Annotated in this window: 9 protein-coding genes and 1 pseudogene; 2 read left to right on the top strand and 8 right to left on the bottom strand. The window is 39.9% G+C overall.

All coding sequences use genetic code 11. From position 1 onward, the window contains the following. Positions 1-237: 237 nt before the first annotated feature. The 6 genes and pseudogenes from V7266_RS28270 to V7266_RS28245 all read right to left on the bottom strand — a co-directional run bounded on the left by V7266_RS28270 (position 238) and on the right by V7266_RS28245 (position 7579). Positions 238-1089, bottom strand: a complete 852-nt coding sequence (locus tag V7266_RS28270; RefSeq protein ID WP_335472545.1) for a creatininase family protein — start codon at positions 1087-1089, stop codon at positions 238-240. 55 nt (positions 1090-1144) lie between these two features. After that, positions 1145-2509 carry an MFS transporter gene (locus V7266_RS28265; RefSeq protein ID WP_335472544.1) on the bottom strand — a complete coding sequence of 455 codons (1365 nt, stop codon included), beginning with the start codon at positions 2507-2509 and terminating at the stop codon, positions 1145-1147. Positions 2510-2720: 211 nt separating this feature from the next. Beyond that, positions 2721-3473 carry an AraC family transcriptional regulator gene (locus tag V7266_RS28260; RefSeq protein ID WP_335472543.1) on the bottom strand — a complete coding sequence of 251 codons (753 nt, stop codon included), beginning with the start codon at positions 3471-3473 and terminating at the stop codon, positions 2721-2723. 179 nt (positions 3474-3652) lie between these two features. Further along, positions 3653-4714, bottom strand: a pseudogene (locus V7266_RS28255) (tellurite resistance/C4-dicarboxylate transporter family protein). Between the two features lie 204 nt (positions 4715-4918). After that, positions 4919-6298, bottom strand: a complete 1380-nt coding sequence (locus tag V7266_RS28250; RefSeq protein ID WP_420491515.1) for an amino acid permease — start codon at positions 6296-6298, stop codon at positions 4919-4921. A 318-nt stretch (positions 6299-6616) separates the two neighbouring features. After that, positions 6617-7579, bottom strand: coding sequence for a helix-turn-helix transcriptional regulator (locus V7266_RS28245; protein WP_335472542.1), 963 nt, complete (start codon positions 7577-7579; stop codon positions 6617-6619). Positions 7580-7687: 108 nt separating this feature from the next. On the opposite strand from V7266_RS28245, the gene V7266_RS28240 reads away from it, so the two are divergent. Together V7266_RS28240 and V7266_RS28235 are read left to right on the top strand one after the other, a co-directional pair. Further along, the gene (locus V7266_RS28240) at positions 7688-8167 is read left to right on the top strand and encodes a GyrI-like domain-containing protein (RefSeq protein ID WP_335472541.1); all 480 of its coding nucleotides are present in this window, start codon (positions 7688-7690) and stop codon (positions 8165-8167) included. Between the two features lie 22 nt (positions 8168-8189). After that, a complete protein-coding gene (locus V7266_RS28235; RefSeq protein ID WP_335472540.1) occupies positions 8190-8657 on the top strand; it encodes a phage tail protein in 468 nt (155 codons plus the stop codon). A gap of 108 nt (positions 8658-8765) precedes the next feature. On the opposite strand, the gene V7266_RS28230 is transcribed toward V7266_RS28235, so the two are convergent. Together V7266_RS28230 and V7266_RS28225 are read right to left on the bottom strand one after the other, a co-directional pair. Then, entirely contained in the window at positions 8766-10076 is a 1311-nt protein-coding gene (locus tag V7266_RS28230) for a S8 family peptidase (RefSeq protein ID WP_335472539.1), read from the bottom strand. A gap of 148 nt (positions 10077-10224) precedes the next feature. After that, complete coding sequence (locus tag V7266_RS28225; RefSeq protein WP_335472538.1) at positions 10225-12561, bottom strand: YhgE/Pip domain-containing protein; 2337 nt, start codon at positions 12559-12561, stop codon at positions 10225-10227. Between the last annotated feature and the right edge of the window lie 299 nt (positions 12562-12860).

The following is a 12860-nucleotide window of genomic DNA, read 5'->3' as shown; positions in this document are numbered from 1 at the left end:
TCCTCCTTATGAAGGACACTTTCCTCTTTCCTTATCTGCATAATGTCCTTCATTTCAGCGCTTCAAGACAACTTACATTCTATACAGAAAAACTGCCTCAATTAACGGTAAGGTTCACCGTTACTAATCAAAATGACGTTTCAACGATATTAAGGCCAGGATATGTAACTTTTATCTCTCCATTAAAGCAAAAAAAACCGCACGATCCCCATATGGTTCGCACGATTTTTTTGTATTTTACGCATGTCCGATTGGCAAATTTGCCCCGTATTTAGGAAGAATCGTATCCTTAGTATAAATATCCACTTGACGAAGTGTTTTTACAATAGTCGGCATATCCAATGCCTTTACAAGTTCGTTAATCGCTTGAACACCCGAATCTGCATGTGCTTCTCTTTCTTCAGATGTTTTCAAAAGCGGAGTAGCCATATGATCAGATGGTTCATTAAAGTAAGAACCTACTGCACCGGATTGATAAGCATATTTTCCTAATATATTACCAGGATTCTTACTCATTCCTGATAACATATGTTGAACATCATAAGTAACGGAATAGGATTCAGGTACATTCAATGGAACATCTTCTAATCTTCCTAAAACTTTATAAGCACCAATGGTCATATTATGAAATGCATCCATCAGATTGAAATTGGCTGCCTTTGCTGCCATTAAAACATCCATATAAAGGGCAGGCACTTTGGTTTCATCAAAGAAATCACGAACCATGCCACTAACTGTCAGATAACCTGGACCATGACTGGTAATATAAATTTGTCGTCTAAAGCCTTGATGTAGTAATGACTTTGCAATCTTATCCAAATAAGCCATCCCGTCTTTTATACTCATTTGGATCGTCCCCCGGCCGATAATCGTTCCACCTGGGAAGAAATAAGGCAAGTTGTGCAAAACAAGCCCATCTGATTCTTCAGCCATTTTCAAAGCAATCGCTTCCGCTAAAACAGTTTCAGAATCCAGCGGTAGAGCTCCATGAGTTTCTGTTACTCCAACTGGAACATAGATAATATCATTTCGATTTAAATATTCTTCGACTTCCCCATTTGTCATTTTTGAAAGGAATCTAGTACGCATTTGAACCTCTCCTATAATGCTAGTTAATAAGGATTCACTATAAAGAGATTCCTTATTACGACGCTCTTCTTTCTTTTAATGCCGCATACATTTCATTTGTGCTCTTTGTATTTAGGTTAAAAATTAAACCTACACCAATTAGTATGATAATAAAGGCGACAACTGGCATACCTGTGTACATTTTTAATATACCTTCTGCCACTTCCTGTGATTGTGATTTTGCACCAGATACAAATCCAACCCAGCCTAACGAGTAACTGCCAACCGCTGCTCCTAATCCCATTCCTACCTTACGGCCGAAAGAATAGAGGGAGTAAAGAGTTCCTTCGATTTTCTTTCCGGTTTTATACTCTGAATAATCGATACAGTCCGTAACCATAGCCCAAACAAGCATAACAAACACGGATGAACCGATTGTCGCTATATTGTATAATGCCGCAAATACATAAACATTTTCAAAAGTAACAAAAGTCATAAAAGCAGATGCAACTAAACTGAATGCTGATGTCGCAAGAATCAGGTTGCGTTTATTGAATTTTGCTGCGAGCTTTGGAATGACAACGAATAGAGCAAGTATGATTCCCATGTTAATGAAAGAGTTGATAGCAAAGGCACTAGGCATGTTATAAAATTCAGCAAATACATAAGCAGCTAAAGTAGTAACACCAGAAATAATTAAGGTAGAACCGAGGGTCGCAACAATCATACCGATTAATGGTCTGTTGGAAAATGCTACTTTAAATGCTTCCTTGAAATTGTAATCAGGTTTAGCTCCAGCAGACTTTTCGTCACGGATACGCTCAGTTGTTAATTTTACAAGCCCTGTATAGGATAATAATGATAAAATACTGAATACGATAGCGATATAGAAGAATGCTTCTGGAACGATATTTCTAGCTTTGTCATAGATGAACATGGGAACAAACGATAAGAATCCAACTCCTACAATCATACCGCCGATTGAACGGGCACGAGATAATTTTGTACGTTCATCAGGATCATTCGTAATTACAGATGCTAATGAACCATATGGAATGGCATCCGCAGTATAAGCAACACAGAAGAATAAATAAGCAGCTACTACCCAAATGTGAGTTGCGGTAGCTCCCAAACTAGAGACGTCAGCAAAAGATATTAAACATGATGCTGCTAGTAACCATTTAGAAAAGCTGATCCAAGGCAAGAACTTATCTCCGCTTTTTCCTATTCTAAAACGGTCAGTAATGGTCCCCATAATACCAGTAACAATGGCATCGAATATTTTACCGGCTAAAAACATTGTCCCCATAAAGTAGGGGCTTACACCTAATACATAGGTACAAAAGACAATAAAGAAAGAACCAATGTATAAGTTTACGAAACTTCCTCCAATATCCCCAAAAGCATATCCAACTTGATCTCTTACTCCAAACTTTTTCATGTATATCTCCCCTTTTTAACCGTTTACATTTTAGTTAAAAATAAATATATTGCGTGCTCCAGCTAGAACTTGATTAAAGTATACATCCATTTGCTAAAACACTTTTGCACTCCAATTGCATGTTTTTATAGTATAATTGCGTGAATATTTACAAAAAAACAGGCGCATGATATCTCATGCGCCACCAAAAGGATTTATAGACTGACATTGGTCATTTCTTATTCTTCTTTTTATACTCTACAGGAGTCATCCCTTCTACCTCTTTAAAGAATTTAGAAAAATACTGAGGGTTGCTAAATCCAACCATTATTGCAATTTCGGTCATTGAAAGACGGGAGAATAGGATTAGTTCTTTTGCTTCTTTTAATCTTCTCAGATTTCGAAAATTACTAATGGTCATCCCTTTTCCTTTCTTAAACGTCCGCATTAAGTGCGAAGGATGAACATGTAATTTCCCTGCCATTTCCTCCATAGATATGTCCTCTGCAAAGTTCATTTCTATGTAGTTTTCTGCTTTCTCTACAATGGTTAAGTTGTCACTTTGAGATTTCCGAATGGAGTTATCGGAATACTCTGCTATCATATTGGCATGAATCTTGTCTAATTCAGATAAGGTTTCGGCAAACTCAATCATAATGGCATATTTTTCCGATATAAAGTGGCACTGCCATGGACTTAACCCTCCCTTTTCAGCTGCATAGCTATAGAGGGTATTATGTGATAATAAAATATTTTTATAGGAACGAACCTTATTATTTGGGACTCTGTTCAGAATGTTTAATTGTTCATCTCTAAATTTCTGAGACGCATCTCTTTCATATTCGTTTATCAAATCTCGATCACCAAGCTGAATGCCTCGGAGCAATTTTTCTCTTAGCATATGGCCTGTTTCAATGTATTCAGGCGTAAGCCCATTTCGATTTATAATTGAATTTGGAGTATCAGCTTGACGATGTTGTTTCATCTAAAGTCCCCGCCTATATATTTACCTTTTGATTTTATTATACTATTCCTTGCTTATTTTAGGCTATAAACCGCATTTACTTAAAATACGGATCACCGTATCTCAAGTAATTTTGAATAAACGGATCCTGCTGCATGGAGAACAAAGGATTAAAAAAAGCTCGTAGAAGCATCGCTGCTCTACAAGCTTTTTTGCTCCACTGACTTGGAGTAATGAACACTATGAAACACAAAATGGCATATCATTCCAAAAAACACAAATACCCAGGCAGCCAGTGCAATATACACCATAAAACGCGGTATCACCGTCAAAAACGGAACCCCCAGCGCCTTTGACAACTGATAGGTGCTCGTCGTATACATCGCCAGCGGAAACGCCATCCCCCAAAACTGTGGATCATACGATAAAGGATAACGATGATAAAGATAACGCCAAATCATCAGTATAATCATCAGTGGAATCCACCAGGTACCCATAATCCAGAAAAACAACGTAAATCCTTTTAAAAAAGGAGTAATTTCAACCAGCAGCGGCCAATACTTGGCATTCAAAATGAGCTAAGAACCTGCCAATGTGGTTATCGCAACCGCCCCCATATTAATCCAGTACGGAGGTGTCAGAGCTGTATGATCAAGCTTTAAAAAGGTAAAGCGGTAAAAAATTAACGTAATGATATTGAGATACAACATACAGCCTAGGAAATACATACATAACGTAAAAAACAAGACCACATCCTGCCCCCGCTCCATATGGGACACCAGCAGCGTACCAAGAATGGAGATCGAGTGCGTGGCGACTGCGGCAATCAGCCAGCCCCCATTAATCCCTTCGGCTAGCGCTGGCTTATCCTTGCGAATCGTAACCGCTGAAAAAAAGGTATACATAATCACGACCCATAAAACAATCGCCAGCCCCCATAAATACATGGCCACAGTATATAGATTCGTCATAATCAAAAGCTGGCAGCCAAACATACTGGTTCCGGCGATGATCGTAAAAAATCCGGGTCCAACCGTATGGCTCATTATATCTGCAGCCATTCTAGGAAAATAGCAAAAAAGCCGAATAAGCGTTAAGATCCACAAACCAATATAAGCCGCTGTATTTAAATAGAGTAAAATCTTAGCAATCAGATCCATTCCAAGTAGATAAGTTCCGATGGAGAGTGCCCCTGTGGCCATTACCAGCGCAAAATAGCCTGGAAATAGATGAACTGCTTTTTGTTTTAAGATAGAAAACACGGTCACACCCCTACTTCATATTTCTTTCTATCATTTTATCATAAAAGTTAAATATCCCTGTCGGATGAATCTGAATGAAGAAATAAACAAAGGGACGGTTCCTCTGCCTCAGAAGCATAAGAACCGTCCCCCTGTATCCAATAAAAACAGGGGCATTGTTATAACTGCCCCTGTTGATCAATATATTATTATTTTTAAGAAGTCTTAAGAGACACGTTTAATCTGAGCTCCCTCTGCACGCTTTCCGATGCCGAACGCGTAATAGCTGATGGAAACAAGCGCCAGAAAAACAATCCCTACAACAAGCGATACACGGGTATCTTTATTAAACCACATACCTATTAATATTAGAACCAGAAAAGCGATTGTCAGATAGTTTGATACAGGGGCAAAAGGCATTTTGAACGGATGATTGTTCATTTTGTCCCCCTTTTCTTTTCTGAATCGAATTTGGCTGATCAGAATAACAAACCACGGAATCATCCCCGGAAGTACACTAGCACTATAGACATAGACAAATAAATTTTTTGGTGCAATATAACTTAAAATAATGCCCACTGCCAATCCAACCAGTACACCAATCGTACTTAAAAGGGGTACCCCATTAGAAGATAGTTTCGTAAAGATTTTGGGTGCTTGTCCATTGATCCCCAATGTGTAAAGCATTCGTCCTGCACTGTAAATCCCGCTGTTACAACCAGACATCGCCGAAGTGATGACAACAAAGTTAATAATTCCGGCTGCCGCTGTAATTCCAAATTTTGCAAATGTAGCAACAAATGGACTGCCAATAGAATGCAGCTGGTCCCATGGATAAACGGTCACAATCACAAAGATTGCTCCAATGTAAAAAATTAAAATCCGCCAGATAATGCTTTGGGTCGCTTTGGTTAATGTTCTTTTCGGATCTTCTGCTTCTCCGGCTGTAATCCCGATTAATTCCACACCTTGATAAGCCCCAATAACCAGTGACAGAGCAAAAAAGAATCCTGACCAGCCACCTGTAAAGAAGCCGCCATGTTCCCAAAGGTTGGCCAGCCCGGTTGGAATTCCTCCATTGCCAATTCCGAAGAAAATAAGACCAAATCCGGCAACGATCATGATTAAAATCGTGACAACTTTTATTAACGAAAACCAAAACTCAAATTCACCAAACGATTTAACCGAAATTAAGTTGGCTGCCCCAAGAATCACAAAGGCAACTAAACCGGGAATCCAAGCGGGAAGATCTGGGAACCAATACTTCATGTATGCCCCAACGGCAATAATTTCTGACATCCCGACAATGACCCATTGAAACCAGTTGCTCCATGCCGTTAAATACCCTGCTAATGGATGAATATACTTATAGCCGAATGTTGCGAAAGAGCCCGTACTTGGCTCCAAATATAACATTTCTCCCATTGCCCGCATAATAAAAAAGATAAAAATTCCTGCAATCATATAGGCAAAGAGCACAGAAGGGCCCGTCCACTGAATGGTACTTGCTGAACCCATAAATAATCCGACACCAATTGTACCGCCTAACGCAATCATCTGAATATGACGTGATTTTAAGCCTCTCTTTAATTCATTCGTTTCCACTTTGACTCCCTCCTTCCAACTAGCTGCTTCTAATTCACTTATCTGAATTATTATTCAATTATAATACTACTATATAAAAAATACAATTGTCTTTTTCAGAAAAACACCTATTTATCTAGCTTTATTAAAATAAAATATTAAGAATATTGATTTATTTTTAAATTTTACAATAACTTTATCGCTATTACCCTCAGCTGCTTTTTACTACAAACTAACCCGCCCTTTTAACTTATTTTTGATAATGCCTCCTTCTCGCTAAAAACTAGGGGGAACTGGCGGCTGGGCAAACTCAAATTTTGAGGTTTTAACTGCCACTGCTTATGGGCAGTATAGGAATAATCTCTTTTGTAAACCTTCTAAGACTTCTTCAGGCACTTCCCTGACCTTGATATCCTCACCTAAGAAAAGGAGCCAATTTGTGATTTCAGTCAATTCTTCTGAATGATTGACATTGATAAAAGTTTTTAGAATGGCTGTGGTTTGGTAAGGATTCGTATAGGCAATGGAAACTTTTAAAGGATGGTACTTCTTAAACTGGGCAATCGCCTTTGGACCAAGTTCAAGGACAAGGTTAGTTACTTCTTCCTGCTTCCTTAGTTTTTCTAAAATTTTTTTCTTACTTAATCTTTTTTCCATTGGATATGGTTTAACATTGGTGAGATTGTCGACAGGGAAAATCCTCCTCTTTAAATCCTTTACATCAAATCCATCAATCAGCCAACTGCTTTTTTCACGATAAAGGTGCAAGAGAAGAATGGGATAGGAATTCATTACCTTCCCTTCTTGGATGGTAATCGATATATAGCGATCCGAAAGAAGGATTTGGATGAGTTTTTCTAACATAGGATGGGGCAGGTCTGACAGTTCAAGCAAGTCGGGATTATTGGGGTTGGTCCCTTCAAAAAGCAAGATTTGATTTAAAAGGACAAGGTCATCTTGCTGGGTTTCTGAAATGAGGCCTAGTAATTTTTCAGCTAAAGACTGACGACTCTTTAGATAGGGGAGTTGTTGATTTCTTGTGGCCATAAAGGCAATAAAAAGAGCTTTAATTTCATTATCCGTAAAGCGAACTGTGGGCAGGACAGAGTTGTTCATGACAAAATAACCCCCATCCCTTCCAACTTCAGCGACAAGCGGCATCCCCATGGCTTCAATTTCTCTGATATCTCTAATAGCTGTCGAACGAGAGATGTTAAATTCTTGCATAATCTCAGAAATGGTAAAGTGGGATCGGTTGTTGATATACCGCATGATGATATTAATCCGTTCAACTTTTTTCATCGGAACCTCCTAAACAGTATCATTTTTTGACATGATTAAAGATTATTATAAACTCATCGAGTGAAAAGACAAATCATTTGATAAATTTTAAAAAAGGAAGGTTTTAATATGGCAAATTATACATTAGAAGAAAAAGAAAGCTTTACCGTTTTAGGTATTGGAACTGAGCTTAAGAGCAATTACACCGACTATGCTGGCATAAATAAGGAAAAGGCAGACTTTTGGTCGGCCGTCAAACAAGATGGAAGGCTTGACATGTTAAAGACAAAAGCCACTAATGATTACATTTTTGCCGTGAATGAAGCGGTGAATAACAAGATGATGCATTATGCTGGCGTCATGACAGAGGCATCGCTGCCAGAAGCAACAAGAGTGATCCAATTTCCTAAAGGGCCATACCTAGTTGTTAAAGGGGAAGCGAAAACGGCTGATGAGTTAAGTAATATGCTTACCGGCATTGCTTTTGGTCAAGTCTTGCCAGAAGCAAAGAATTTTGCCTATGTTGGCGGGCCAAATGCAACGGTTGAGATGGGGCAGCAAAACGGCTTAGTATCTGGTGAAATGTGGATTCCTGTTGTTAGAAAATAAGGAGCTAAAAGGAGGGATGGAAATGTCCTATATCGTTGATTTTAAAAATGTGTCTACGGTTGGTTTAGAGTCTTCACCTGTCGCAGAAGCGCTTGCTGGTTTACGTGCTAATGAAGCCCGTTATTTTATGAACAAATACAAGCATGAATTTACGGTTGTACCAGCTAGTGAAAGCCAGGAAACCCTTGATTATGTGAACCGAATTTTGAAAAAAGAACGTGATCTTGAGTTTGCGGCCAAGCCTTTAGAAACGTCGCATTTTCAAGTGGAAAATATCAAATGGACCTACGTTTTTTATGAAGATGGTCTTTCGATAAACGTCCTTTATACGGTTGATGACCCTAAGCCAAAGCGAGCTGTTGGTTTTAAGCTTTCTGAGGGGATGGAAGTACCAAAGGAGTTAGAAGGGAAGTTTAAGTTTGCTAGGCAGAAGTCTAAACTAGCTGGAACCATTCGGGGCTCGTATTTTGTCATTAAAGGAGAATATTAAAGTAAGCAAAAGTGCTGACCATCACTTTATCACATATGTAATAGGCGAAACTTATAAACAAGCTGATCATAGAAAAGATAAGAGGGTGTCCAATCATAGGACACCCTCTTAAGGAATCGAGTTATTAGCATCGATATATCCTGCACCATATACGTTATAGTCCCGTCCCTTCCACAAAACGGTACCGGACGTTAGTAGGTTCTTGATTTCATCAGGGCTTAATTGAGGATTACTTTCTTTTATCAAAGCAACAATACCGGCACAAATAGGTGTTGCCATAGAGGTTCCGGATAATCTAAAATAATTACTCTCCACCCGGCTGCTTTTTTGAAGCTTGTCCAGATACGAGTTGGGCGATCTTAATGAAACAATATTCACCCCAGGTGCTAAAATATCAGGCTTGTTCACATTATAAATCGTTGGCCCCCGGCTCGAAAAACTCGCGACATCATCATCTGTTCTTTGCAAGGTGCCCTTGTCATCGAACGCTCCCACCGTAATCACTCGGTCACTTATACCAGGACTTGCAATGGTACTCTGGTCCGGACCTTCATTTCCAGCTGCGACACATACGACAATGCCCGATTCCCAAGCGCTTTCCACAATTCTAACCATTGGATCTAGATTCTCTGATCGATATGGGCTTGGAGTACTTCCTAAGGACATGCTGATAACACCAATTTTATTCGCAGGGTTTTGTTCATTGTATTGAATACACCATTCCACCCCGCGAATAATCGTTTCAAGAGAACCTGAACCTGTTCGATCAAGAACTTTAACCCCTACTAGGTTTGCCTTTGGAGCAGGTCCTGTGTATTTTATGGAGGCTGAAGCGGCATCTCCCGCACAGTGCGTCCCATGACCGTTATCATCATAGGGAGCGGTCCTGCTATTAATAAAATCCACAAAATCTGTAATTCTGCCAGATAAATCGGGATGCGGATAAATCCCTGTATCGACGATGGCGATCTTAACTCCTCTGCCTGTTAGTTCTTTTCCGTTTCTTACGATTCCTTTAGCGTTAGCTGATCGTACCGCTACGTTTAAAAAAGCCTTCACTTCATTATTTAAATACACTTTCTTAATATGGTTACAAGTTGTGAGAATCGCTTCTAATCCATTGGGAGTAAGGTCTGCACTGCTGCAGGATATCCTGTGAAAATGATGTCTCAGCCCATTTTTCTTATGGCGGCCCAATATTTCACCTACTACTTGACAGGCCTCTTCAAAGCAGCCCTCCTCGAATTCGATAATAACAGAAAACCTCTTTCTCTTTTTTATAGACCCTTCAAAAAAATCATGCAAAAAGCAAGGTGTCCATTTGAAAGGTTTATAAAGGTTTAAGATACTTCCACGTAAGGAATGATCTAGTTTATGTGCATGTGATCGCACCATTTGAACCATTGAGTAACCAAACATCCATATCCCTCCATTCTTTTGCTCTATCAGTCTATGAATGGAAAAAGATATGGCATCGACGCTTGTCCGAAGGTTATCAAAAAAAGGAAATAGTAACGGAAATAAAAAATAGCAGCTTGGATTCAAGCTGCCATTTTTCAACATTGCCTTATTGTACCTGCACTTCTGGCTGGCGTTTAAATTTCAAGATAAAGAAGCTCAAGGTTGCCGCTAGGAATAGAACAAAGAAGACGGCAATATAGCCAATATTTTCCCACATAAATCCAAAGTCCCCCGTTGAAATAACCGCCCTGAACCCAGTAATTGTGTAGGTCATAGGTAAGAAGTGACTAATATGCTGCAGGAATGAAGGTCCAAGTTCAATTGGATACGTTCCCGCACTGCCTGTTAATTGCAAGATTAAGAGAATCACCGCTAAGAAACGTCCTGGATTATCAAGTGTCGTCACTAGGAATTGAATAATCGCCAAGAATGTCCAGCTTGTAATCACGCTTAACAAGATGAAATAAGGAACACTCTTCACTTCAAGCCCAAGACCTAACAGCATGACCGCGTCCACTAATAACGCCTGGCCAATTCCTACCGCTAAAATTACCCCGGCTTTTCCTAAAAACCAGCTAAATCCGCTCTTCGGTTCTGAAGCTGGTACAAACATCGGAAAAATAACTGACAGCATAAGCGCACCGACAAATAGGCTAAGCGACAAGAAGTAAGGAGCCAAGCCGCTGCCGTAGTTGGGAACATGATTCATCTTTGTATTATTCAAAGAAACTGGTTTAGCAAACATATCATAGACACTGTTATTGGCTTTAACATCACTGGCATCCTTAGCTCCGCTATCCAATTGATCGCTCAATTTCTTCGAACCATCCGCCAGTTTCGTCATGCCGCCAGTTAAATCCGATGACCCATCTGCAAGCTTGGTCATCCCGTTATTCAAGTCTTTTTCACCTGTATAAAGGGATGTGGTACCGGAGGCTAATTGATTCGCACCTTGCGCAAGCTTATTCGTCCCATCCTGTAATAACGTAGATCCGGATGCTAATTGCCCTAACCCAGATGTCAGGCTGCTTGAGCCATTCACAATTTGGCCGAATCCTGTTTGAGCTTCATCAAGTTTAGTGCCAAATTGAGCAAGCCCTTGCTTTAACTGTCCTTGACCGTTTAATACCTGTTTGGACCCGCTTGATAATTGGTTGATACCATCAGCCAATTTCTCCTGGCCTTGATTTAACTGACTAGCACCGGCAGATAAGGAATCGGCGCCTTGTTTGATTTGGCCAGCACTGCTTGACAAATTACCTACACCTGAAGCGACCTGCTGGCTCCCTTGTGATAATTGAGTGAGGCTGTCCTTTACGGCAGTTAATTTTGCCTTTTCCGTTGGATCAGTCGAACTATCCGCCATGCTGCTTACTTGACCAAGCAGCTGCTCCAGTCCTTGACTTACGGAATCTGCCCCAGCTTTTGTTTGGTCTGCTCCTGTCTGCCATTTATCTAAGGAATCAGAGAGCTGAGAAGAACCGTCCGCAATCTGCTGTGATCCATTTTGCAGACTAGGAATATTAGCCGCCGCTGACGCTAAGCCATCAGCTAATTGCTTTGTTCCAGTTTCCGCTTGGGCAGCTCCTGCTATTAGCTTGGCATTGGCATCTTTCATTTGGGTAAGTCCCGTACTAAATTGCTGCAATCCACTCTCGACCTGTTGTGAGCCGGAGGAAGCAGATGCCAATCCTGTGGAGAAAGCGACTGATTTTTCCGCTAACACTTCCAGGTTTTCCTTCAATGACTTGGCGCCATCATCTACCGCTTTTGAACCATCCTCCAGTTTGGATGCTCCGTTTCCAGCCGTTTTTATTCCGTCGGCTAAACTTTCACTGCCACTTTTGGCATCGGCAATCCCGTTAGAAAGGTCCTCTGCACCATCTCTTGCCTTGTTCAACCCATTAGCAACATCCTTTAAACTGTCGAACATGGACTCTGCATAGGTTTTCGTAACAGAGCTGGATACTTCTTCTTTAATCTTTTCAATCGCAGAATCACCAATTTTTGATGATAAATAGTTATTCCCTTCATTAACCGTATAATTTAGGTTTAATTTTTCAGGATGACCGCTTTGTAACGTGGTGGCATTTTTGGAAAAATCTGCAGGGATTTCGATTTCTAAGTAATAATCTTGATTTTCCAAGCCTTTCTTGGCCTTACTTGCGCTGACAAAATCCCAGTCAAAGCTTTTTTTCTCTTTTAAATTCTTGACTAAATCCTTACCAATTGTTAACTTCTCTCCATTGTAAATAGCCCCCTGGTCGTTATTCACAATCGCGACAGGCATTCGGTCTAAATGGGCATATGGATCCCAAAAGGCCCATAAATAAGTTCCGCTGTAAAGCACCGGAATCGTCATCACACCGATAATAGCGATTAGCAATTTGCGCGTGCGAAGGATTCTCATAAACTCACTCTTCACCGATGTGAAAGTTTTCAAGTTTCTCACCTCAATAGATTATATTCATGTCTGAATGACCAAATTTCCCATTCGGTCATTTTTTTATAAAAAAATTTTTAAATACGTAATAACATCAAAATACTATGTCACTGGTGCTATCATCATCCCCTATTAGTGACCAATTTAGTATTTCGGTCATTTTTTTGACTGTATTACTATACCATGGCTTAGAATCACATTCAACTATAATTTCCTGCCAACTAAGTACCTTGCCTTTTTCCAAAATTAACGTAACAGAAATGTAATGTTTTCGTTACAAACGATAGTAGATATGATAT

The organism is Neobacillus drentensis, assembly GCF_036965645.1.
Taxonomy (GTDB): Bacteria; Bacillota; Bacilli; order Bacillales; family Cytobacillaceae; genus Neobacillus; species Neobacillus drentensis_D.
Note: the sequence above shows the minus strand (reverse complement) of the source record. Positions and strands in the feature narration are given on the sequence as shown.